Here is a 23,870-nt window from a genome sequence, read left to right as displayed (position 1 = left end):
GCCGCTCCGCTTCGGATGTCTCCAGCGTCCTGCGCATGCCGTCGGCGCGCATCCGGAGCCGCGGGCGGGGTGACGCGATCCGTCGCCGCCCGGTCGCTTTCCGTAACTCGGCTGAATGCGCTGGCCACTTCGCGCCCTTCGGGCGGGGGCAGCACCGTGGCACCGCACATCCCCGCAGTGGCCCGGCGCCCGGTCGGGACCTACGGTTGATGGATGGGAGTGCCACGCCGGGTGCGTGGTCGCGTGGCGGCACGGCGTAGCCGAAAGCGAGGTACCGCCGTGATCAAACCCTATGGACCCTACGACTTCATGCCGCCGATCCCGGGCTTCTCGCTGACCTCGCAGTCCCTCGCCACCGGCGAGCCACTGGCGCGCGAGCACGTGAGCGGCATCCTGGGCGCGGGCGGATCGGACGTCTCACCGCAGCTGAGCTGGTCCGGCTTCCCCGAGGGGACCCGTAGTTTCACGGTCGCCATGTTCGACCCCGACGTGCCCACCGCCTCGGGCTTCTGGCACTGGGCCGTGGCCAACCTCCCGGCCACCGTGACCGACCTGCCGGCCGGGGCGGGAGACGGAAGCGAGCTGCCGGGCGGAGCGGTGACGCTGCCCAACGACGCCGGCCACAGGAGGTATCTCGGTCCGGCGACACCCCCGGGCAATGGCCCGGACCGCTACTTCCTCATCGTGCACGCCGTCGACGTGGACAAGCTGGACGTGTCCGGGACGACGGCTCCCGCCCTCATGGACTTCCAGTTGTTCACCCACGCGATCGCACGCGCGACCATGTACGGCACCTTCGAGCGATGAGCCGTCCAGACGTCCGGCCGCGGTCGGTTCCGGTGCTCGCCGGATGGGAGGCCCGGGTCGGGAGTTCGGGGAACGCGGATTGCCTGTCGCAGCCGGCGGCGCTGACGTGAGCAGCCTGCGCGGTCGTGGACCGCGACCGCCGCACACGGCAGGGCCCCGCCTCCTCGGGCCTCATCACCAAAGACTCCCGGCGCTCCCCGCTCAGCGCGAGGAAGCATCCGGAATGCGAGGATGGGAGAGCTGTGAAGGTGATCGCTCGACGATCGCGAGGGAGCGAGAGGTGGACGCCTCGGACGAACTTCTTCGAAGAGCAGAACCGTCGACTCTGCTGTCCCCGAACGGCATCGTCCGCTCGCTGAACGAGGCGATGGCCGCGTCCTTCGGCAGGCCGGCCGAACAGTGTGTGGGCCGGTACGCGTGGGATCTGGTGCCCGAGAGCCAGCGGTCCGTGGTCGAGCGCATCGTGGCCCAGGCGAGCAAGCAGAGGCTGGCGATGCGGGTCCTGGAGTTTCCCCGGCCCGGCAGGGCGTCCGTGGTCTCCCTCATCGAGGCGCGTCCGACGACCGCCGATGACGGTGAGCCTCTGGTGTGGGTGCATTCGCTGAACGTGCACAACGACATCGGCAGCCTGCTGATCCCGTTCCGGCTGTCGGCGAAGGCCGCCGGCCTCGGCCTGTGCATGTACCTGCCTCAGGTGCACCAGCTCGAGTGGCTGGGGGGATCACCCACCGTGGGCGCGCTCTTCCCGGAGGCCTCGGTGCCCTTGCCCTGGGCGGTCCGCCACATCCACCCCGACGACCGGGACGCCCTGCGACGGCTCCTGAGCCCGGACACCCCCCAGGGCCCCTGGACCGGCCTGCGGTTCCGTACCGACCTCGGTGAGCGGTACGACCTGGTCTGCCAGACCCGACGGATCCAGCTGGGCTACGACGGCCCGGAGCAGGTCTTCGGGATGATCCGCGACGACACGCAGCACGAGGCCCGCAAGAAGGAGGTGCTGGCCGAACTCGGGTCGGAACGGCGCCGCGCGAAGGCCATCGCCGAGTTCTCCTCCGCTCTCATCACCACCGCCACCGAGCAGGAACTCCAGCAGGTCGTACTGACCCGGCTCGCCGCGACCTTCGGCGCCGCCGGCGCGGCGCTCGCGCTCGTCGGCGACGACGGGCACCTGCTCATCTCCTCGGACGCCGGGCTTCCCACATGGCAGGCGGACGCCATGCACTGCGTCTCGCTGGACGAGGAGCGTCCACTGCCCGACGCCATCCGCACGGGCGAGCCGCTGTTCATCCCCGATCACGAGGCACTGCTCCGTCGCTGGCCCTTCGGGGGCACCGCACCCCTGGAGTGGCCACCGGACATCGCCATGTCGATCACTCCCCTCGGCCCCGCCGGCGAACGTCCGCTCGGCGCCTGGGTAGTGACCTACAGCAGCGCACACCGCCCGGCCACGGACGAGAACGTCCTCATGATCACCCTGGCCGACCTCGCGGGCCAGGCACTGGGGCGCATCAGATCACAGCAGGCCCGCGTCGAGCTGGCCACGGCGGTCCAGCGCAGCATGCTCCCGACGCTGCCGGAGCGCCTGCCGGGCCTGCAGGTCGCCGCCCGCTACCGGCCCTGCCGCGTCGGGCTGGACATCGGCGGGGACTGGTACGACGCCTTCGTCACGTCCGACGGGGCTGTGGCCCTGGAAATCGGGGACGCCCAGGGGCACGACGTGGATGCGGCCGCCTTCATGGGACAGGTACGCGGCTCCATGCGTGCGATCGCCCTACAGGAGCCGGCCCCGGGGAACGTGCTGAAGCACGTCAACCGTCTGCTCGTCGCGATGGACGCACCGAGGTTCGCCAGCTGCACCATGCTGCACATCGATCCGCGCGACGGACGGGTCACCGGTGCGAGCGCCGGCCACGTACCGCTGCTGTGCGTACACGGCGACGGCAGCCACGACGTCCGGCAGCTGCCGGGCGGTCCGGTCCTGGGCATCCTGCCGGATGCCGACTACGGGGAGGAGACCTTCACGCTGGACGAGGACACCGCGCTGATCATGGTCACCGACGGCCTGGTCGAGGCGCCGGACCTCTCGCTGGAGGCCGGCCTGGAGCACACCGGGGCAGTGGCTGCCCAGGCCCTCCACGACGGACTCAGCCCGGAGGAGACAGCCGACCGCATCCTCGACGCCGCGATCGCGATGAACCACCGCGACGACCTCGCCGTGCTGGTCGTCCGACGCACGTGAGACCGCCCGGGCAGCGGCCCGGACAGGCAGCGCGACGCAGGTGAGCGCCCGGCTACGCTGGAGTCGGAAGCACTATTCGGAGGCTCCCATGGACGCCGCTGACGTACTCCGGCAACACCCCGCGAAGCGACTCTTCGGGCGTGACGACGATCTCGCGGTCATCGACTCGATCGTGTGGGGGACCTCCGGGCAGGCCGGAGTCCTCCTTCTCGTGGGCGAGGCAGGTGTCGGCAAGTCGAGCCTGCTGGATGCCGCTGCGGACCGGGCCGCGTCGGACGGGAGCCGGGTGCTGCGCGCCGCCGGCAACCAGTTCGAGAGCCACATGGCCTTCGCGGGGCTCAACCAGGTGCTGCAACCGCTGCTCGGTGAGATCCACCGGCTGGGCCCGGAGCGCTCGCGGGCGCTGGACGTCGCGCTCGGCCGGGCCGTGGGGCCGCCGTCGGACCAACTGGTCGTCTCCCAGGCGGCCATGGACCTCGTTCTCCGAGCGGCCACCGAGAATCCCGTCTGGGTCGTCGTCGACGATCTCCACTGGCTGGACCGCGCCAGCGCGACCGCACTGGGATTCATCGCCCGCCGGCTGTCCGGCTCCCAGGTGCGGCTGCTCGCCGCGGCACGCTCCGAGGAGGACACCTTCTTCGCCGGCAGCGGCCTGCCGGAGCACGAGGTCCACCCCCTCGATGACACCGCCGCGGCCGAACTGCTCAGCAGCCGCTTCCCCGCCCTGTCACCACGGGTCCGCAGGCGGCTGATCGCCGACGCCCAGGGAAACCCCCTCGCCCTGCTGGAGTTGCCCATCGCGCTCAGCCGTATGAAGACGAACTCCAAGGGGACTCTGCCCGCTGTGCTGCCGCTGAGCCGCCGTCTGCAGGCGCTGTTCACGGCACGCATCGAGTCCCTGCCGACCGCGACCCGCCATCTGCTCCTGCTCGCCGCCCTCGACCCGGGCGGGGACCTCCTCACGCTCGGCAAGGCCGCCGAAGGTGTCGCTCTCCTGGACGATCTGGCCCCCGCCGAACGCGTGGGACTGGTCGAGGTGGATCATGACGGCTCCCGCCTGGCCTTCCGTCACCCGCTGGCCCGCTCGGCGGTCGTCGAGCTGTCGACCAGCGACGAACGCCGCCGGTTCCACAAGGTGCTGGCCGAGCAGTTCCTCGACCAGCCGGAGCGCCGCGCATGGCATCTCGCCGACGCGGTCGTCGGGCCCGACGACCACGTCGCCGGGCTGCTGGACGACACCGCCTACGCGGTGCTGAGGCGCGGTGACGCGATGGGCGCCATCACGGCGCTGATCCGCGGTGCGGAACTCAGCACGGACGGGACGTCCAAGTCCCGCCGGTTCGCCGAGGCCGCCTACCTCAGTGCGCACGTGACCGGGGACCTCAGCGACGTGCCGCGCCTGTTGGACCACGCGCTGCGCGCCGGCCCGGAGCGGACGGAGACCCTGACCGCCGCCGTCGCGGCCGCCAGCCATCTGCTGAACGGCGACGGGGACGTCGACACCGCCCACCGTCTCCTCGTCGCCGCCATCGAGATGTACCCGCAACCGCACCGAGCGGAGGACAACACCCTCCTCGAAGCGCTCTACACCCTGCTCCTGGTGTGCTTCTACGGCGGCCGCAGCGACCTGTGGGCCCCCTTCGACAGGGCGGTCGACCGCCTGGTGCCGCAACCCCCCAGTGTCCTCGGCGCGCTGGCCGGCGCCTTCGGTGACCCGGCCCGGAGGGCCGATCCGGTACTGGGCGACCTCGACACGCTCATTGACGGCCTGTGCCCGGAGGCCGATCCCGCCCGCATCGTGCGGATCGGCAGGGCGGCCGTCTACGTCGACCGGTTGCCGGGCTGCCGCGGCGCCCTGTGGCGGGTGGTGAGGGACGGCCGCGCCGGCGGCGCCGTCGCCTCGGCCATCGAGGCGTTGTTCCTGCTCGCCAACGACGCCTTCATGACCGGGCAGTGGGACGACGTCGACCCGCTGGCCGAGGAGGGGCTCGCCCTGAGCACGGCGCACGACTACCACCTCCAGTCGTGGCCCGGCCTGTTCGTACGCGCCCTGCTCGCCGCCGCCCGCGGCGACAACGCCACCGTCAAGGCCCTCACCGACAGGATGATCGCGTGGGCGGCCCCACGGGGAGTGCGCGCGGTGCAGATCTACGCCTCGCACGCGCGGGCGCTCACCGCGCTCGGCCGCGGCGACTTCGACAGCGCCTACCACCACATCACGGCGGTCAGTCAGGCCGGTGAACTGGCCCTGCACACCCCCCACGCGCTGTGGCTGGTCATGGAACTCACCGAGGCCGCCATGCGCAGCGGCCGCTGCGCGGAGGCGGCCTCCCATGTCGACGCCGCACGGCAGGCAAACCTGCCCGCCATCTCGCCCCGCCTGTCGTTGATCACCGCGGGGGCGGCGGCCATGGCCCACCCCGATTTCCTGGAGCGCGACCTGTTCGAAGAGGCCCTGGCCACCCCTGACGCCGACCGCTGGCCGTTCGACGCCGCACGGATCCGGCTCGCCTATGGTGAGCGGCTGCGCCGTGGTCACGCCCCCGCCGAGGCACGCGCGCACATCACCGCGGCACTTGAGACGTTCCAGCGGCTCGGTGCCGGGCCGTGGACGGCCCGGGCCGCCAATGAGTTGCGGGCCTCCGGCGTCACCCCCGAACAGGCTCCCGTCACCGACGTGTCCCTGACGCCCCAACAGCGCCAGATCGGCGAACTCGCGGCGACCGGGATGACCAACAAGCAGATCGCCGAACGGCTGTACCTCTCCCCCCGCACCGTCTCGGCCCACCTGCGTCAGCTCTTCCGGAAACTCGGCGTCACCAGCCGTGCCGCGCTCCGCGACGCGCTCGAGGTCCTGGACTCCGCACAGTCGGCCGACTGAGACTCGTCGCGGCGGGCGCCGGACCGGCAGGCCCGGACACCCGCCGTCACCGAGCGGGTCCTCACCCCGCCGCACGGTCGTCCGGGGTCTGGGCACGACGCGGACCGAGGGGATAGAACCGTGCCATGCCGAGCTTCGAGGTCACACCGATAGGCACCGTCCGCAACAACCGGACGGACATCCAGCACACGGACAACTGGGGTGCCGTCCGCAGCACGATCACCATCGACGAGCGCTTCGGCGAGGCGTGCCTCCAGGGTCTGGAGGGCTTCTCCCACGTGGAGGTCCTCTTCGTCTTCGACCAGTTCCCGGAGGGTGGCGACTTCCGCGAACCGCGCCCCTACCGCGGGCGCTCCGACCTCCCGCCCATGGGTGTCTTCGCCGGCCGCGGCCCCCGCCGGCCGAACCGCATCGGCGTGACGTGCTGCGCCATCGAGTCCGTCCACGGCCGCGAACTGACGGTCGTAGGCCTCGACGCGGTCTCCGGCACCCCGGTCATCGACCTCAAGCCGTCGATGGCGGAGTTCCGCGCGGTGGCCGTCAAACAGCCGGAATGGGTCAGCGGCATGATGGCGGAGTACTTCCAGCCCTGAACGGCTCCCCTGTCGGTGCGCGGGGAGCCTGAATCACCGCAGACCGCAGAGTGGTTCACGGAATTCCTGGTGGTGTTCGTGCGGCGTTCCGGGCATGGCGGCCATGACGACCGGCCGGGGCGTGTCGCCGAGGGTCCGCCACTCGTCCTCGTTCGCCCCCTCCCAGCTGTCCCCGCTCGTGGGGCCGTACCCCTCGCGGCGGAACCCGATGTACGTACTGGCGAGGAGGCGGTAGAGCCAGATCGTGAGGTCGGCACCGGGGAGCAACTCCCTGAAGGAGATGTACGCCCGCCCGAAGGTCTCCAGTACCAGTACTTCGGCGATGGCCGGGCTTCCCGTCATGCACAGCGCGGCGTGGTACATCGGATCGAGAAGGGCGAGCACGTCCCGCTCGAATTCCCGATGGAGGTCGTCGGCACCGGGCCGCACATCCTCCTGGGGCACACGCGGGAAACGGGTCTCCTCGACCTCGGCGCCGGGGTACCGATGCCGGCCGGTACCGGGGCCAAACGTCGTGATCCCGCTCCGGACAGTGTGCTGCAGGCTTTCCAACCAAAAAGGCATGACTGTTCTTTCCTCGAAGGTGTTCGCTGCTCTTGAGGGCGGCGTCCCGTCAACGAGCACAGGATCTACGGACGGTGCGAGCGCCACGGCGGACAGCCCGCCCGCAAGCGGGCGGGCTGTCACGATGGATCGGGCCGGATACGGTCAGCGCGTACCGCGGTCGGCGTCCTGGATCAGCTTCTCGACCGCGTCGGGGTGGCTGATCATGACGGAGTGGGACGCACCACGGACTTCCATCGTGCCGCGGGCGTGGGCGCGCTGGTACTCGAAGCGCTCCAGAGCCGCAGGGATGGCCTTGTCGTCGGAGGCGACGAGCCCCCAGGAGGGGATCGTGTGCCAGGCGGCCTCGGTCGTGACGTCCGTGAAGGAGTTCGCGCTGAACGGCCTCTGGGCGGCGAACATGATGTCGGTGTCCCGCTCGGGAAGGTCCGCCGCGAACGCGCTGCGGAACTTGTCGGCCCTCAGGTAGAGGTCGGTCCCGGTGGTGCCGTCGGCGTTGGAGTAGGGCACGGGGTTGAGCCCGGCCTCGATCTCACTGCCGGGGAACTTGCTGATGAGCTCGCCGAGCTTCTCGCCCTCGTCCGGGACGAACGCGGCGATGTAGACGAGCGCCTTGATGTTCGGGTTGTCCGTCGCCGCGTTGGTGATGACCGCGCCGCCGTACGAGTGGCCGGCGAGGATGATCGGGCCCTTGATGGACTTGAGGACGCTCTTCAGGTAGGGCGCGTCGGTCGGCAGGCCGCGCAGCGGGTTGGCTGGCGCGACCACCGGGTACCCGTCGTGCCGGAGCCGCTTGATGACGTCGTTCCAGCTCGCGCTGGCGTCGGCGAAACCGCCGTGCACGAGCACGACCGTCGGCCTGGGGCCGTCCGTGTGGTGCAGGGGCGCCGGAGCCGCTGAAGCGGTCGACGCCAGAACGGCGGCCGCTGCGGTGGCGGTGGCACCGGCGGCGATTATCCCGCGGCGCAGGGTCTTTTTACGCATGCCAAAAAACGTCCTTCTGTGTGGTGGCTGTTTCTGCCCGGCTCGGGCAACGGCGGGCGCTGCGCGATACGGACGTCAGAGATGCGGTCCATTACGCGTGTCCCACGGGGATTCACGCTCGCGCTCGTGCGCGTGGACATCGCGTGACACGATTCCTGCGTTCGGCAGGATGGGTACCCCACCGCCTGCTGCGCTTCCCGGAACAAGCGGCAGGGTGCTCGGGGGTGATGCCCTTCTCGGGCGGCGCCGGTCCGTGGCGGACTACGCCTGGTGGGTGGCGGCCTGCTTGATCAGTTCCGCCACGGCCTCCGGCCGGGAGACGTAGACGGCGTGGCTGCCAGGCACTTCGTGCACGGTGGCGCCGGCCCGGTCGGCCATCGCCCGCTGCGCGGGCGGCGGGATCATCTTGTCGTCACGCGAGACGAGGTACCAGCTCGGCTTGTTCCGCCAGGCGGCCTCCGTGACCACACCACCGAGCGCGTCCATGCCCCAGGGCACCTGGGAGTCGGCCATGAACCGGGCCTCCTCGGGCGGTACGTCTCCCGCGAACGAGTCGGCGAACTTCTCCCGGTCCAGGAAGAGGTAGCCGTCACGGGGCGGCAGGATCGGGGGCACCGGCGCCCCGGGCTGCGGGTCGGCGAGCAGGGAGTTGACCGACTCGCCCTGGTCCGGCGCGAAGGCCGCGATGTAGACGAGCGCCGCGACCTTCTCGTGACGGCCGGCCTCGGTGATCACCGCGCCGCCGTAGGAATGGCCGACCAGTACCACCGGCCCGTCCTGGATGTCGAGGATCTGTCGGGTGGCCGTGACGTCGCCCTCGAGGGAATGCGTCGGGTTCTGCACGACGCTCACGTCGAAGCCGTCACGGGTCAGCAGCCGATGGACCGGCTGCCAGCCCGAACCGTCGACGAACCCTCCGTGCACGAGAACGATGTTCTTCACTGTGCTCATGTGGTCGCTCCTGTTGTCACCCGGATGTCTTCCGGGCCTGGAGAAAGGCTAGGCAGCACCGGCCGTCCCGGGCTTCTACCGAATGACCTAGTTCGCGGGCGCCCGTCGGGGCCTCGGCCTCGTCACTTTGACCTGCGGACACGCGACATCGCGCCACGCGGATACCGCTCGGGGCGCGGCGGCCCCGCCCTCCTGGGCCGTGGCCCGCCCGCTGCGCTCCGGCCATGACGACTGTCGTGCGCAGACCGCGTACTACGACGACCGAGAACTCGTCGCGGGCGAGGACGTCGCGCGGCAGCCCGCCTTCTGGCTCGTGCACCTTCAGCTGACGATCGGCGCGTCCCCGCCGACGCGGCCGACATGGTTGAGCGGGCGAGGGCGAACTCAGCGTGCACGCTCACTCGGGCGGGCAAGCGACTTGTTCACCGCCCGGTGCTGAACGTCATGGCGCGAGCGGGCCTGACCCCGACATCGAGTGAATGCGCTCGAAGAGCCTGCGTCCGCGCGCAAGCGCTGTGCGCCGACGCTGAAGACGGCCCAGGCCCTGGTGTCTCAGAGTGGACATCGCGCCGACGGCCGACCCGCACACCGTTCGCCGGTGCGCTTCCGGGCTCGGGACCCCGCTACCGAAGCCGATAGATCCGGCCGACGCCTCCGAGGCGACGACACGAACCCGAAGGATTCATATGAACCCGCCCGCCCAAGTGCAGACCATCCGCGGCCCCGTGGACGTCGATGACCTCGGCAGCGTCCTGATGCACGAGCACGTGTTCGTCCTGAGCGAGGAATTCCGCAAGAACCTCCCGGAGACCTGGGACGAGCAGCAGCGCGTCGGTGATGCGGTGACCCGGCTGAAAGCCCTGGCCGCAACGGGCGTCAGGACGCTCGTGGACCCCACGGTGATCGGCCTGGGACGTGACGTCAGGCGGGTGGCCCTGGTGAATGAGCAGGTCGACCTGAACATCATCGCGGCCACGGGCATCTACACGCTGGCGGACGTCCCGGACTTCTTCCGCTACCACGGGCCGGGGACGCTACTCGGCGGCCCCGAGGGCATGACCGAGATCTTCGTCCGCGAGCTCACCGAAGGCATCGCCGACACCGGCATCAGGGCCGCATTCCTGAAGTGCGCGATCGAGGACCGGCTCACCCCTGGAGTGGAACGGGTGATGCGGGCGGTGGCGCAGGCCCACCTGCGCACCGGAGCCCCGATCACCGTGCACACCAATGCCGACGCGCGCACCGGCCTGGTCGCACAGGAAGTCCTGCGCAGTGAGGGAGCGGATCTCGGCGCGGTCGTCATCGGTCACAGCGGGGACACCACCGACTTGGAGTACTTGCGCCGGCTCATCGACAATGGCTCGTACATCGGCATGGACCGCTTCGGCCTCGACATCCTGCTGCCGGGTGACCAGCGTGTGGCGACCGTCGCGGCCCTCGCCCGAGAGGGCCTGGCCGACCGCATGGTCCTGTCGCACGACGCTTCATGCCACATCGACTGGTTCCCGCCCGGTGTGCGCGAGCACATCGCCCCGGACTGGCACCACACCCACCTGCACGACAACGTACTGCCGGCACTGCGGGCAGCCGGCGTGACCGAGGAACAGCTCACCACCATGCTGGTCGACAACCCGCGCCGGTACTTCGCCTCACGGGGGGCCTGACGTCGGCGACGAGCATGCTCATCCGTGGTCCTCCGGCCGCGGAGAGGCGACGGACCTGGCGTCCCGGGGCGACATGCCGAACTCCCTCCGGAACGCGGTGCTGAACGAGGCGTGACTGCCGAATCCGCAAGCGTGGGCGATCTGCGCGATGGAATGCCCGGCCCAGCCGGCACTGGCGAGCCGGGTGCGGGCGAGGTGCAGCCGTTCCCGGCGGATGAGGTCGCGTGAGGTGGTGCCGGCCGCCTGCAGCACCTGCTGGATGTAGCGTGGCGACCAGCCGAGGGCCCGCGCGATGCCGACCACGTCGAGGTCGCCGTCACCGGCATGGCGGCGGATGTAGCGCCGGACCTCGGCCTCGACCGTCGCCCGCTGCCCTGCCGGCGCGGAGTCGCTCGCACCCTCGGCCGCCAGGCAGACCAAGTCGAGAAGACGCTCGCAGGCAAAATCGAAGGATATTTCGGAGAGTTGCTCGCGCTCCTCCTGCAGCGTGCCCACCATCGTGCGAATCACCCGGCCCAGGCCGCTGCCCCCGCTGATCACCTGCGGCTCCCGGGCCACGGCCGGGCTGCGGCCGGCAACGCCCTGTCCCGGCACGATCAACGCGATCGAGCGGAAACGGTCATCGTGCGCGAAGAACATCGGCCGGTCGATGTCGCACAGCGCCATGGAACCCGGGTGGATCTCGCCCGATGACGAGCCCTGCTCCACCCGGGCGGTACCTGCCAGAGGGACGAGAAGTTCGTAGGTGCCACGTGGATCGGCCTTGATGTGCCGAGCGGCTCGGGTGACCTCTTCCCGGCCGCCGCTGCACAGCGCCATGCCGAACGTCCGCGACCGCTGGGAGACGAGGCGTCCTGTCCACGGGGCGGTGCGATCCCTCACAGTGATACGGCTCGCGCCGTGCAGGCCCGTGAACGCGTCGTTCCAGGCGTCCACCGAAGGTATCGGATCGACGGGGGACCAGTGATACACGCGCCACCTCTGCTCGTTCGGGCCCCGACGGCACGCCGGCCTCCGGCTCGGTGGGAGGTGTGTGCCCACCGTGACGCCGCTTCGGGAGCGGCTGCCCCCACCGTACGTCCTGCCTCGGCCGGAAGTCCCGCCCCCGAGCCGTGGGTTGACTTTTGGTCATTGACCAACTTCACTGACGAGGAAAAGTTGGTCAATGACCAATTTCGAGCAGGGGAAGATGCCCGGTGACCAAGGCGACCGGGACCGAGGAACACAGGAGCACGACATGAACGCGAAGACATGGTTCATCACCGGCGCATCCAAGGGGTTCGGCAGGCAGTGGGCCGAAGCTGCCCTGGAACGGGGCGACCGGGTCGCCGCGACGAGCAGGAGGGCCGGCGCCCTCGACGACATGGTCGAAATGCACGGCGACAACCTGCTGCCGATTCAGCTCGACGTCACCGACCGCGCGGCCGTCGATGCTGCGGTGCGTCAGGCCGCCGACCGCTTCGGCCGCCTCGACGTCGTGCTCAACAACGCCGGCTACGGCCTGTTCGGCATGGTCGAGGAGATCAGCGAGGATCAGGCCCGGGCGCAGATCGAGGTGAACCTGTTCGGCCCGCTGTGGGTCACGCAGGCCGCGTTGCCGCACCTGCGCGCCCAGGGCGGCGGTCACATCATCCAGGTCTCCTCGATCGCCGGCGTCTTCTCGCTGCCGGGCCTCGGCGTCTATCACGCGTCGAAATTCGGTCTGGAGGGATTCACCGCGAGCCTCGCCAAGGAGGTTCACGACTTCGGCATCAAGGTCACTCTGGTCGAGCCCGCCGGATACTCCACGGAGTGGGCGGGATCATCCGCCGTCCGCGCCGAACGTGTGCCCGCCTACGACGGCTTCCGCGCCGGTATGCAACGGCCGGCCGGCGTCCGTGGCGAGCCGGCCGCCACCCGCGCTGCGATCCTCGCGGTCGTCGACGCGGACGAGCCGCCGCTGCGGATCTTCTTCGGCAAGGGGCCGCTCGCCGTGATCCGGGCTGAGTACGCCTCCCGCATCGAGGAGTGGGAGCGCTGGGACGCGGTGTCCCAGGTGGCCTTCGGCGCCTGAACACGGTCATGAACAGCCCGCTTGTATCATGACGCGAAACCGCTCTTGGGCGACGGAGAACGAAACGGGACACGAGCATGCGCTGGACGCTGGACGACGTGATCGAAGCGGCGTTCACGACGCTGGAGGCGCAAGGGCTGGACAAGCTGACGCTGCGCGGGGTCGCCCGAACGCTCGGCTGCCACCTCAACTCGGTGAGCTCGTACGTGAAAACGAAGCGGACGCTCATCGAGACGATGGCCGACCACATCGTCGGCTCCGTCGACGTCGAGCACCTGCCGGAGGAACCCGTCGAACGTGCCCGCACGGTCGCCACCCGCTACCGGGTCGCCCTGCTCGCCCACCGCGACGGCGGCCGCCTGGTGGCCGGTACCTTCAGCGGTACCGGCAAGACCCTGCGCGTCGCAGACACCGTCGTCGGTGCCCTGCTGGACGCGGGATACCACGAGGCTGAGGCTGCCCGCCTGTGCTGGTCAATCGTCTACTTCACGCTCGGCCTGACCCAGGAGCAGCAGACCCCGTCCGACGGTCCCCGCGGCTCGTTCCACGAACTCGTCGCCACCGGCGGCTATCCCTCCCTCGCCCGGATCGGCGAGCGCCTCATGGTGACGGACTCGTTCGACGACCGTTTCGACTACGGACTGTCACGGTTGTTGCCCTCGAACGCCTGAGGTCCGGGAGCGGTCGGCCGGGGCGTCGCCGTGTCCGCGCCGGCTGATGGAGCAGTGCGGTCGCAACTCGCCAATCCCAACGGGGGGTTCCCGCTCCGATCAGGTAGCCCGCCACAGGCAGCGCTGAGCAATTGGATGGTTTCAATAGCGTTCGAGGCCCGCGCATGCCAACCGCCCCACTTTTTCCCCGCCGACGTCGGCACTAGGTGCGCCGGATGACCAGTACGGCTACGTCGTCGAGGTGGTCCACGGAAGCCACGGCGTCGAGGATGAGGTCTGCCGTCGCCTCGGCATCGAGCCGGTCATGGAGGGCACGGCCGGCCAGCGTTCCCGCTCGCTCCAGTCCGGCTTCCAGCGTCAGGCCCGGCCCTTCGACCAGGCCGTCGGTGACCATGACCAGCGCGGTGCCCTCTTCCAAAGTGAAGGTCTCCTCGGGGTAGTCCATACCAGGCAGGACTCCCAGGACGGGCCCGCCGGGAAGTGTGCGGATGCTGTGGCTGCCGTCGTCGCGGGCGTGAAGCAGTGGAACGTGGCCGGCGCTGGTGCCGGTGACCTGACCGTCGCTCGGATCGATGTGCAGCATGGTGCAGCTGGCGAAGCGTGGTGCGTCCATCGTGGTGAGCAACTCGTTGGTGCGCGTCAGCACCGTTCCCGGCTCAGGCTCATGGGCGGCGATCGCGCGCATGGACGAGCGCACCTGACCCATGAAAACCGCGGCGTCCACGTCGTGCCCTTGGGCGTCGCCGATCTCGAGTGCGACCGCACCGTCGGGCAGGAAGAACGCGTCGTACCAGTCTCCGCCGATGTCCAGCCCGTCCTGGCTGGGCTGATAGCGGGCGGCGACCTCCAGGCCCGGCAGGTGCTCGGGCAGCGTGGGCAGCATGCTCTGCTGGACCGCCGTGGAGAGCTCGACGTGGGCCTGCTGCAACCTGATGCGCCTCAGGGCCTGGCCTGCCAGATCGGCCAGGGTGGTCATGAAGGCGAGCTTCTCCACCGACGGCGGGCGCCTGCTGTCGTACGTCACTGCCCAGGCCCCCAGTGGCCGGTCGCCCGCCGGACTGAGAGGAGTGATCGACATCGCGGCATCGGGGCCGGCGGGTGTCCGGGGCGCACTGGAGTCACTCACCCAACACCGCGCGAGTTCCTCCTGGTTCGCGATGAACTGCGGCTCACCCGTACGGATCGCGCACGACAACGGCCGGTCCTCGTCAAGCGACAGACCGAGCAGGGCATCGGCCTGCCATGCGGGGATCCCTGCGTCCGAGGAGACCCGCAGGCGCCCTTCGTCGACGAGCGCGAAGAGGGCGCCGAAACCACCGAAAGCCGCGGCGAGCCGAGTCAGGACGACCTGCTGCAGCTCCTGCTCGGTGGCGGCGGTGAACAGGGCTGAGGAGAACGCGGCGATCTCATCGGCGCGGTGCCGTTCAGCACTCACCGCAGCCAGCATCTCCTTTCGGCCCGCCTCCATCGTGGACTCGGCGCGGATCACCCCGAAGACCCGTTCGGGACCGCCGTATCCCAGCGTGATCCGACGGGCTTGGCTGGCCAGCATGCGCCAGCCGTCATGCTCGGTGTGGAACCGCGATCTGATCCACGGGGACTGGGCCACGGACGAGCGGACAAGCCGCTCCACGTCCTTTCGGTCATCAGGGTGCACTCGCCGTATCACCATGGACAGGGACATCGACGCCTGCGGGAAGAGCGTGGCCAGGGCGGGCTCGCCACCCAGCCACTCGATCCGGTGCTCATCGGGTGTGCACATGTAAAGCCCAAGGCCGGCGGCCTTGGCTGCGAGGTCGAACGGGATCAGCAGGCCGCCGAGGTCGTGTCGCGTGTCCAACGAATGCACCCACACAAGGGGCTCGCCACTCGCTGGGTCCTTCACCGGGCGCGCCTCGACGAGGCAGAGCACCGACGTTTTGCCCGTCCCGGGGAATTCCAGCACCCGCATTGCGAGCCTCTTCGTCGTGGCCCCGTGCGCCAGCAGGCTCCTGGCCGAGACCCGCTGATCTTCGGACAGCAGATCAATGAAGCCGCGGCCTACGCACTGTTCCTCGGACCTGCCCAGCGCCGAGGCCATCGCGGCGTTGAGACAACGGATGACACCGTCCAGGGTCAAAAGAGCCGAGGGTGTAGCCCTCAGCAGGAGTTCGTCCGAAGCGTCCATCCGCCGCTCCCTGACCATTGTCGAGCGATATGACCCCGATAGACGTAACAATCCTATCTGCCGCAGAGCAGGTCGCGCGCTTACTGGGAATGGGGGCGCGAAACTGAGCGGCAGCTCAGCCGGCGGCTTACCCGTGAGCAGATTGCCGCCGAGGCGGAGACGAGGTCCGCTCCGCGATGGCCGGTGTGCCGTAACGCGGCCTTCGGGTGCCACGCATGAGGCGCCCGGTGCCCCTCGGTGCAGCATCCCGCGGGCTGAACCCTCCTCGGAGCGGGCGGGGCACTGCTGTTCAGAAGCACTGCGTGGAAGCGTCCTTGGCGGATCACAGCGCGCGCCGACGGGATACCGACCGAGGTTTCGACTGGACTATTTCGTCCACTTCACTTAGCCTGAATCGCGCTGCGCCAGAGCTGCGGGCAGGCGGGTCTCGACCGACGTCGCCAGAGGCTGCCCCCTTCACGGCAGCCGCCGCTCGACTTCTGGCGACTCCCCCACCACGAGGCATCCATGAAGGACGGGAGGGCAGAAATGCCTGACGCAATATTTTCAGAGGCGGAATCGTCCGTGGTGGTGAGCAACAACGACAAGGAGCATCGCTACGAGATCTCCGTGGCGGGCGAGACGGCTGGCCACATGGGTTACCGGGCGATCGGCAATCGACGCGTACTGATGCACACGGTCATCTACGACACATTCCGCGGGCGAGGTCTGTCCAACGTCCTCATCAAGAGCATCTTGGACTCTCTGCGCATTCACGGAAACACCATTTCAAACTACTGCCCGGTCGTCGACAGGTTCATACACAAGAATCCGGAATACATCAGCCTGGTCGACACGACACATTCAGGCATCTGGGAATCATCGAACTGACCAGTCGGGCGACGACTGCCCGCCTGCATGCGTGGGAAAGTGCCGAGGACCCCGGCTCAGTCCACGACGTACGAACGTACGTAGTTCAGCGCCATCTGCATGGACACGCGCATCGGCTCGACGTCCTGTGCGGTCTGGGCCAGCAGATAGCCGCCCTGCAAGGCGGCCATGACGGCAGTGGCGAGCTGCTCCGGGTCCGCCTCTTCACGCAGCGAGCCGTTCTCCCGCATGCGCTGCAAGCCTGCCGAGATAAGCTGTTGCCACTCAGCGAACGTCTCGGCGAGCTTGCTCCTCGACGTCGGGTCCTGCGCCGCCCGCGCGCTGACCAGGGAGCCCAACGCGCACCCGTAGGCGCCGTTCTGCAAAGAGTTGAGATGGATGACCTTGTCGCTCCATCGCTCGAGCGCGCGAATGGAATTCATCCGCTCCAGCATTTGGCGATCGCGGTTCAGGACTTGATCGGCCCGCAACTCGATGACACTGTGGACAAGCTCGTCCTTGTCCGCGAAGTGGCGATAAAGCTGAGATTTACTCGTCCCACTTGAAGCTCGTACGTCGTCGAGTGAGACCGAGTTGACGCCCCTCACGTAGAAAAGGTCGGCGGCGGCCTGAACAATGCGGTCGCGGGTGACAGCCCCACGCGAGGTCAGGCGCCGCTCTTGCCTAGGAGCATCATCTACGGACATGGGCCCGATATTACTACGTGCGATCCCCGGGGCTGCGGGAGAGCCCGAGCGCGCTGCCGATCCGCGCTTGGGCGCATGAGCCGACTGCTCCCTGACGACGGGAGCGTCGAACGCATGAGGTGCGGCCTTCGCGGGTGTGCGCGACGTGCCTGTCACATGGACCACCTCCGCCTCTCACAAGGATGCGAACCGTGGCAACGCTCGAATGCGAGCCCGACTTCCCGCAGCGGTGACTTTCGGACCGCGGCCCGCGCCGGCATGTATCAGGGCCCCGCCGGCACGGGTGGGGACCCCGACGACGGCGACATTCACAGACATCCGCTATGGACTACATAGTCCTCTCGTTTGCGCTATAACGGAAGAGGCTCGCCGACTCCGAGACTCAGGGAGTGGAAAACCGGGGAGGATCGTTGGGCCTCTGAGCGGAACTCGTGTGGCGGTCGCCGGAGGCTGCGCAGTCCAACTCGCGGCCGATGCAACCAGGGAGTGCGGTCGAGACGGTTCGGCCGCGGCATCGACCGGGAGCGTCGGACATGCGACTCCGTTCCGTAATCGACGCGAGCACTGTGCGGGCACTCCAGAAGGGTGCGGGCGGAGCCCGGGCGCATCCGGCTCGGCGCGGAGCGCCACAAGATCATCGGCAGCGTTCTTCGCTCGTCGGCCGGCCCGGTACGCGCCACCGCTCCCGCAGGCATCACCCGGAAAAGGAGTATCGCTGATGCGCGCAGCACTCATGTACGGCGCGGGCGACGTCCGCGTCGAGAACGTACCCGACTCCGTCATCAAGCACCCGACCGACGCCCTGGTGCGGATCACCGCATCCTGCGTCTGCGGCACCGACCTGTGGCCGTACGCCTCGCTGAAGCCCGAGGACGGTCCCGCACGGATGGGCCATGAGTTCATCGGCATCGTCGAGGACACCGGCTCGGAAGTGACCACCATCGAGCGCGGCGACCTGGTCGTCTCCCCCTGGAGCATCTCCGACAACACCTGTGAGTTCTGCCGTGAGGGCCTGCCCAGCTCCTGTACCCACCCACAGGCGAACTTCTGGGACGGCGAAGCGGAGGAGGGCGCCCAGGCCGAAGCCATCCGCGTCCCTCTGGCCGACGGCACCCTCGTCAAGCTCCCCGTCAGCGCGGACTCGTCGCTCGTTCCCTCCTTGCTGACGCTCTCCGACGTCTTCTGCACCGGCCACCACGCTGCCGTGTCGGGCGGAGTCAACGAGCGCACTCGTGTCACGGTGATCGGCGACGGGGCCGTCGGCTTGATGGCGGTTCTGTCCGCCAAACGACTGGGTGCCGAGCAGATCGTCCTCATGGGCCGCCACCAGGCGCGCACCGACCTCGGCCGCCAATTCGGCGCGACCGATGTCGTCTCATCCCGCGGCGAAGAAGGTGTCGAAACCGTCCGCGAGGTCACTGGCGGGTACGGCCCGCACACGGTTCTGGAGGCCGTCGGCACCAGGCCCGCCTACGACCAAGCCCTTGGCATCATCCGGCCGGGTGGGGTCATCAGCCGGGTCGGCGCCCCTCAGTACGAGGAGGCACCCATTGGCATCGGCAGCCTCTTCCGCCACAACATCCGCCTGACCGGCGGCCCCTCACCGGCCCGCGCCTACATCGAAGGGCTTCTGCCCGACATCCTGAGCGGCACGATCGAGCCCGGGAAGGTCTTCGACGCCACCACCGACCTCGACGGCGTCCCGGCCGGCTACCAGGACATGGCAGACCGCAGGAGCCTGAAGGTGCTCATCAGGCCCTGACCCCGGACACTGGTTGCGTGGGCGCAGTCCCCACCCCACCCGCCGCGAGACGAGCCCCCGCAAGATTTCCGAGGCCGTTCCGGCCCCGTGACCAGCCGCCCGCTCGTCACGCCAGGGCGCCCCAGGCAACCGGCCGCCGTGGGCCGGCCGTGGAGACCGGCGAGAAGCGGGTGCGATCCGCCGGCCGCCTGAGGCACCGTCCGCTTGGGCGGCCGGTCGGCTCCCAGGGCTGTCTGAAGTCACCCGCGTCCCCGAGGCCCGACGGCGGGGTCCAGCGGGGCCGGCCGGGTTCCGAGGTGAAGCGGGGGCGCGTCCCGAATGGGACCATCCCGACCAGTCCTTGTCTTGAGTATGCTGCTAGAGTCGAGATCCGATCGAGATTGTGGACCTTTTAGTTCACTTGTGGGGGCTTGTGGCCGGCTGTGCATGGCGCGCGGGTGGCGACGGGATGCAGGGAGGTACCCGATGAAGGCGATAGTTGTGACCGATCCGGCCGCGGGAACGGCCGGAATGAGGCCGGCGGAGCGTCCCGAGCCCAGGGTGGCGGAGAACGATGTGCTGGTTGAGGTTCACGCGTCCGGATTCACCCCGGGGGAGCTGACGTGGCCCTCGAGCTGGACGGACCGCCTGGGCCGCGACCGGACACCGTCGATCCCCGGGCATGAGCTCGCCGGAGTGGTCAGTGCCCTCGGCTATGGCACGACGGGGCTGTCCGTGGGACAGCGGGTCTTCGGACTCACGGACTGGACTCGCGACGGCACGCTGGCTGAGTACGCGGCCGTCGAAGCACGCAACCTCGCGCCGCTGCCCGGCGATGTCGCCTTCACGGTGGGCGCGAGTCTGCCGATCTCGGGTCTGACCGCGTGGCAGGGGCTGTTCGAGCACGGGCGACTTCAGCCAGGGCAGAGCGTCCTCGCGCACGGTGCGGCCGGCGGAGTCGGATCGATGGTGACCCAGCTCGCGCGCGAGGCGGGTGCCCACGTCATCGGCACCGGACGTGCCGCCGATCGTCAGGCGGTTCTCGACTTCGGCGCGACGGAGTTCGTCGACCTGGACAACGACACGCTGGAAGACGTCGGCGAAGTTGATCTGGTGTTCGACGTCATGGGTGGCGACATGGGGAAGCGGTCCACACGCCTGGTTCGAGCCGGAGGAACACTGGTGAGTATCGCCGGCCCGCCGGAGGTGCGACCCGCGGACGGCTTGGCGATCGACTTTGTCGTCGTGTCCGATCGCGCCCAGCTGCGTGAGGTGGTCCAGCGCGTGCGGGACGCACGGCTGCGCACGGTCATCGGCAATGTCGCGACGCTCGATGACGCCGTCGCGGCCTTCAATCCGACCGAGCGGGTCAGGGGAAAGACCATCATCCGCGTTCGTCCATGAGGTCTCGCCAACCCTCCAAAGAGGACGATCCAGTCCGCTTGGCGCAATAGGATCGCCCCGTCATCCAGGCGGGGCCGGCACAGATACGGGAACAGCGATGACCAAGGTGCTGTGGACTGACACGAGCGGCTCGATCGCAGTCGTCAAGGACGAAGACAACAGGTTCTACGAGGTGCAAGAGAACGGCAACTACGCGGGACTGCTCGCCTACGAGCGCAAGGGCACTCATTACAGCCTGACGCACACGTATGTCCAGGAGGGTTACCGTGGCCGCGGCCTGGGGACGGCATTGATCCGCGAGGCGCTGTTCGACCTGACGGGGGAACGCGCGTCAGTCACCAATCGGTGCCCCGTCGTGGATCGCTTCATCGAGAAGCACTCCCAATTCCGCGAGATGCTCGATCCCGGGTCACAGGCCGTCGACGACACCCTCAACTGAGGCGCCCGCCTTCGGCGGAGCGAGGCGGGTCAGGGGTCTCTCGCGCCCGGCCTCACGTGCCGGGCCGGAGTGACGGCCGAAGTGTTCGTCGCCATGGCAAGGGGTTTCCAGAGCGGGCAGGTGGTGACAGCGGCGGGCGGTAGGCCGCGGGGGCGGCCGACGGACCGGTGTCAGGGAGGAAGTCGCCCTTGGCCGGCGGGAGATGAACCCTGGCGCCGGTCGCATCGATGGTCGGCGCCATCGGGATCACCCAGAGGACGCCCCTCACGGCGTCGCCGCGTCACGAACGAAGTCCTGCCTTCCTCGATTCCACAGATCTCTCAGAAGGGTCAGAGAATGGCGATCACGAGCGAATCTCCAGCGCGTGTTCGCATCATCCAGGCCGCTGCGGACCTCTTTTACGTCAAGGGTGTCAACTCGGTGACCTTGGATGACGTGCGAGCGGCGAGCGGGACCAGCAAGTCCCAGTTCTGCCGCCAGTTTGCCGACAAGGACGAGCTCGTGCGCAGTGTCATCGAGTTGCGTGCCCAGCAGATCCTCGAGCGCGACCGACAGCACTTGGAACGGATGAGCTCCTTCCGAGCCCTGGAACGCTGGAACGATTCGATCATCCACCTCAACTCTCTCCGGGACGGAGCCCACGGGTGCGCTCTGGGTGCACTCGTCGGATCCCACGCGCCTCAGGACCCCGCGGCCCGGAACCTGCTCGCCGAGAAGTTCGGCGAATGGCAGGAGTTGATTGCGGCCGGCCTGCGCCGGATGCAGGAGAACAGCTCCCTCAAGGAGGGGGCCGATCCGGCAAAGCTCGCTCTGTCGGTGATGGCCGCGCTGCAGGGAAGCTACTTGCTCGCTCAGATGACACACGACGTCGAACCGATGCGCATCGCCATGGACATGGCGCTAGCCCACGTGAAGACGTACACCGTGGGGTGACGGGCGGCGCACGAGGCAGCACGAGAGGTGCCTCCGCGTCCGTCGCGCCGATCCCGGACTCCTGCCGCTGTCCTGAAGCGACAGCAGGACTGGACAGCATGGTCGGGGCCGGACGGTGCAGCAACTCCATCTGATCGACGCGGACGTACGGGCTTGTGCCGCAGCGCGCCACATCTCGCGACCAGTACGGCCGGCACACGCGCCGTCCGGTCCTCCCCCTCTCCGCAAAGGTGCCGTCGCGACCTTGGTCGGCACCGACCGGGCAACCGCCCGGCAGACCCCAAGGGAGCAATGACATGAACGACAGCAAAAGACCCTACGACATGGTCGTCTTCGGGGCAGGCAGCGCCGGGTACACGGCCGCATTGCGCGGGGCCCAGCTCGGGCTCAGCGTCGCCCTCGTCGAACGCCACAAGCTCGGGGGCACTTGCCTCCACAACGGCTGCATCCCGACCAAAGCCATGCTGCACGCGGCTGAGTTGGCCGATCAAGCACGTCAGGCCGGCGACGTTGGAGTGCGCTCGTCTTTTCGGGGCATCGACATGGACGCGCTGCACGCTTACAAGAACAGCGTTGTCTCAAGTCTCTGCAATGGGCTCACCGGCCTCGTCGACGCACGTGGCATCACCTACGTGGAAGGAGAGGGCCGACTGTCGTCGACGACCTCCGTCGATGTCGGAGGCCGCCGGCTCACAGGCCGCCACGTCGTACTCGCCACCGGGTCCGTTCCGAGAACCCTGCCCGGACTGGAGATCGACGGACGGCGAGTGATCTCGTCGGACCACGCTCTCACCCTCGACTACGTCCCCAAGTCCGTGATCGTGCTCGGCGGCGGAGTGATCGGGGTCGAGTTCGCCTCCGCGTGGTCGTCGTTCGGGGCCAAGGTCGCCATCGTCGAAGCCCTGCCGCACCTTGTCCCCATGGAGGACGAGTCCGTCTCCAGCCGGTTGGAGACGGAGTTCCTCAAGCGGGGTATCACCCTCCACCTCGGTGTCCCCTTCGTCAGCAGCGAGTACACGCAGGACGGTATCCGCGTCCGGCTGGCGGACGGCACGGCGTTGGAAGCGGACCTCCTGCTCGTGGCCGTCGGACGAGGCCCCGTTTCCCAGGGCCTGGGCTTCGAAGAGGCGGGCGTCGTCATGCACAGGGGGCACGTGCTGGTCGACGAGTACATGCGCACCAGCGTCCCCACCATCTCCGCTGTCGGAGACCTGGTTCCCACTCCGCAGCTCGCGCACGTCGGCTTCGCCGAGGGCATCCTCGTCGCCGACCGCCTGGCCAAGGAATCCGCAGTGCCGATCGACTACGACGGCGTCCCGCGCGTCACGTTCTCCCGCCCCGAGATCGCGTCGGTCGGCCTGACAGAAACCAAGGCCAAGCAGGTGTACGGGGTCGAGAACGTCGACTGCGTCGTTTACGACCTCGCCACCAACGCTCGTAGCCGGACGTTGAGAGCGGAAGGGCACGTCAAGGTCGTCCGGAGGAAGGACGGGGCAGTCATCGGTGTTCACATGATCGGCGACCGGATCAGTGAACAGATCGGGGAAGCGCAGCTCATCTACAACTGGGAAGCGTGGCCGCAGGATGTTGCCGGCCTCGTCCACGCCTACCCGACACAAGGTGAGGCACTCGGTGAGGCAGCTCTCGCGCTGACGGGCAAACCGCTGCATTTGCAGGTCTGACCTCGCGAAAGCACCGCGCCGGCCACCGGCCTCCGTTCCGTCGCAGATCGAGCACCAGACAGATGCCAGTTCCGGCCGCGGGCCGCTGAGCCCCGCCGACCACGGTCGCCCCTTCCATGGTGAGCCATACGGTCCATACTCCGCGACGCTACTCCTGGGCTGGAAGCATTTTACCTGCGTATTTCTTGGAAAATGATCGACAATCCCAGAACACAAGAGGACTTGACAGTCCCGTTTTGGCTTTGAGAGGCTTGACAGTAGTTCATCCCAACCAGTGGCCTTCGCTCGGGGCAGAAGCTGCACCGACTTACACCGAAGGCCCGGGTTCCCAAGGGTCCGCGGCGCACGGAAGCCGTCTGTCTCTTCATCCAGATCGTGACAGCTGCATTCCATGGCGAACGCAAGGCATTCCCCTGTGCGGTGGTCTCCTGATGCCCTCGAACGTCGCGTCGCACCTGATCCACAGATCACGTGCATGTACGCCGGCACCGCGTAGACGACACCGAAGCAACCCTCCTGCAGCGAACACCGCAACACGCAG

At 68.7% G+C, this 23,870-nt stretch carries 19 protein-coding genes; 13 read left to right on the top strand and 6 right to left on the bottom strand.

Annotation, left to right across the window (positions count from 1 at the left end; all coding sequences use genetic code 11):
* Positions 1 to 279: 279 nt before the first annotated feature.
* The 4 genes from ACFYXS_RS05875 to ACFYXS_RS05860 all read left to right on the top strand — a co-directional run bounded on the left by ACFYXS_RS05875 (position 280) and on the right by ACFYXS_RS05860 (position 6,520).
* Positions 280 to 807 carry a YbhB/YbcL family Raf kinase inhibitor-like protein gene (locus tag ACFYXS_RS05875; protein ID WP_389244297.1) on the top strand — a complete coding sequence of 176 codons (528 nt, stop codon included), beginning with the start codon at positions 280 to 282 and terminating at the stop codon, positions 805 to 807.
* A gap of 280 nt (positions 808 to 1,087) precedes the next feature.
* Complete coding sequence (locus tag ACFYXS_RS05870) at positions 1,088 to 3,046, top strand: SpoIIE family protein phosphatase (protein ID WP_389244295.1); 1,959 nt, start codon at positions 1,088 to 1,090, stop codon at positions 3,044 to 3,046.
* Between the two features lie 88 nt (positions 3,047 to 3,134).
* The gene (locus tag ACFYXS_RS05865; RefSeq protein WP_389244292.1) at positions 3,135 to 5,927 is read left to right on the top strand and encodes an ATP-binding protein; all 2,793 of its coding nucleotides are present in this window, start codon (positions 3,135 to 3,137) and stop codon (positions 5,925 to 5,927) included.
* Between the two features lie 125 nt (positions 5,928 to 6,052).
* Positions 6,053 to 6,520, top strand: coding sequence for an SAM-dependent methyltransferase (locus tag ACFYXS_RS05860; protein WP_389244290.1), 468 nt, complete (start codon positions 6,053 to 6,055; stop codon positions 6,518 to 6,520).
* A gap of 33 nt (positions 6,521 to 6,553) precedes the next feature.
* On the opposite strand, the gene ACFYXS_RS05855 is transcribed toward ACFYXS_RS05860, so the two are convergent.
* The 3 genes from ACFYXS_RS05855 to ACFYXS_RS05845 form a co-directional block, all read right to left on the bottom strand.
* Positions 6,554 to 6,964, bottom strand: coding sequence for a hypothetical protein (locus ACFYXS_RS05855; RefSeq protein WP_389244287.1), 411 nt, complete (start codon positions 6,962 to 6,964; stop codon positions 6,554 to 6,556).
* 264 nt (positions 6,965 to 7,228) lie between these two features.
* On the bottom strand, positions 7,229 to 8,068 hold the full coding sequence (locus tag ACFYXS_RS05850) for an alpha/beta fold hydrolase (RefSeq protein WP_389244285.1): 840 nt from the start codon (positions 8,066 to 8,068) through the stop codon (positions 7,229 to 7,231).
* A 261-nt stretch (positions 8,069 to 8,329) separates the two neighbouring features.
* Positions 8,330 to 9,019, bottom strand: a complete 690-nt coding sequence (locus ACFYXS_RS05845) for an alpha/beta hydrolase (RefSeq protein ID WP_389244283.1) — start codon at positions 9,017 to 9,019, stop codon at positions 8,330 to 8,332.
* Between the two features lie 686 nt (positions 9,020 to 9,705).
* Between ACFYXS_RS05845 and ACFYXS_RS05840 the strand changes: the two genes are divergently transcribed.
* Complete coding sequence (locus ACFYXS_RS05840; protein ID WP_389244281.1) at positions 9,706 to 10,683, top strand: phosphotriesterase; 978 nt, start codon at positions 9,706 to 9,708, stop codon at positions 10,681 to 10,683.
* 18 nt (positions 10,684 to 10,701) lie between these two features.
* Here ACFYXS_RS05840 and ACFYXS_RS05835 read toward each other — a convergent pair whose 3' ends face one another.
* On the bottom strand, positions 10,702 to 11,619 hold the full coding sequence (locus tag ACFYXS_RS05835; RefSeq protein ID WP_389244279.1) for an AraC family transcriptional regulator: 918 nt from the start codon (positions 11,617 to 11,619) through the stop codon (positions 10,702 to 10,704).
* 301 nt (positions 11,620 to 11,920) lie between these two features.
* On the opposite strand from ACFYXS_RS05835, the gene ACFYXS_RS05830 reads away from it, so the two are divergent.
* Entirely contained in the window at positions 11,921 to 12,736 is an 816-nt protein-coding gene (locus ACFYXS_RS05830; protein WP_389244277.1) for an SDR family NAD(P)-dependent oxidoreductase, read from the top strand.
* Positions 12,737 to 12,813: 77 nt separating this feature from the next.
* Positions 12,814 to 13,407, top strand: a complete 594-nt coding sequence (locus tag ACFYXS_RS05825) for a TetR/AcrR family transcriptional regulator (RefSeq protein WP_389244275.1) — start codon at positions 12,814 to 12,816, stop codon at positions 13,405 to 13,407.
* Between the two features lie 202 nt (positions 13,408 to 13,609).
* Here the strand turns inward: ACFYXS_RS05825 and ACFYXS_RS05820 are convergent, their stop codons facing one another.
* Complete coding sequence (locus tag ACFYXS_RS05820) at positions 13,610 to 15,574, bottom strand: SpoIIE family protein phosphatase (RefSeq protein WP_389244273.1); 1,965 nt, start codon at positions 15,572 to 15,574, stop codon at positions 13,610 to 13,612.
* Positions 15,575 to 16,102: 528 nt separating this feature from the next.
* Between ACFYXS_RS05820 and ACFYXS_RS05815 the strand changes: the two genes are divergently transcribed.
* Complete coding sequence (locus ACFYXS_RS05815; protein ID WP_389244271.1) at positions 16,103 to 16,444, top strand: GNAT family N-acetyltransferase; 342 nt, start codon at positions 16,103 to 16,105, stop codon at positions 16,442 to 16,444.
* 56 nt (positions 16,445 to 16,500) lie between these two features.
* Here the strand turns inward: ACFYXS_RS05815 and ACFYXS_RS05810 are convergent, their stop codons facing one another.
* Positions 16,501 to 17,130: a TetR/AcrR family transcriptional regulator gene (locus ACFYXS_RS05810; RefSeq protein ID WP_389244269.1), complete on the bottom strand. Its 630-nt coding sequence runs from the start codon at positions 17,128 to 17,130 to the stop codon at positions 16,501 to 16,503.
* Positions 17,131 to 17,848: 718 nt separating this feature from the next.
* Between ACFYXS_RS05810 and ACFYXS_RS05805 the strand changes: the two genes are divergently transcribed.
* From ACFYXS_RS05805 to lpdA, 5 genes are all read left to right on the top strand, one after another.
* The gene (locus ACFYXS_RS05805; protein WP_389244267.1) at positions 17,849 to 18,892 is read left to right on the top strand and encodes a zinc-binding dehydrogenase; all 1,044 of its coding nucleotides are present in this window, start codon (positions 17,849 to 17,851) and stop codon (positions 18,890 to 18,892) included.
* 465 nt (positions 18,893 to 19,357) lie between these two features.
* Positions 19,358 to 20,275, top strand: a complete 918-nt coding sequence (locus ACFYXS_RS05800) for an NADP-dependent oxidoreductase (RefSeq protein ID WP_389244265.1) — start codon at positions 19,358 to 19,360, stop codon at positions 20,273 to 20,275.
* A 97-nt stretch (positions 20,276 to 20,372) separates the two neighbouring features.
* Entirely contained in the window at positions 20,373 to 20,714 is a 342-nt protein-coding gene (locus ACFYXS_RS05795; RefSeq protein ID WP_389244263.1) for a GNAT family N-acetyltransferase, read from the top strand.
* Positions 20,715 to 21,050: 336 nt separating this feature from the next.
* Positions 21,051 to 21,647: a TetR/AcrR family transcriptional regulator gene (locus tag ACFYXS_RS05790; RefSeq protein ID WP_389244261.1), complete on the top strand. Its 597-nt coding sequence runs from the start codon at positions 21,051 to 21,053 to the stop codon at positions 21,645 to 21,647.
* A gap of 296 nt (positions 21,648 to 21,943) precedes the next feature.
* Positions 21,944 to 23,329, top strand: a complete 1,386-nt coding sequence (gene lpdA / locus ACFYXS_RS05785) for a dihydrolipoyl dehydrogenase (RefSeq protein WP_389244259.1) — start codon at positions 21,944 to 21,946, stop codon at positions 23,327 to 23,329.
* The last annotated feature ends 541 nt before the right edge of the window (positions 23,330 to 23,870 follow it).

It is taken from the genome of Streptomyces sp. NPDC002574, assembly GCF_042889545.1.
Lineage (GTDB): Bacteria > Actinomycetota > Actinomycetes > Streptomycetales > Streptomycetaceae > Actinacidiphila.
Note: the sequence above shows the minus strand (reverse complement) of the source record. Positions and strands in the feature narration are given on the sequence as shown.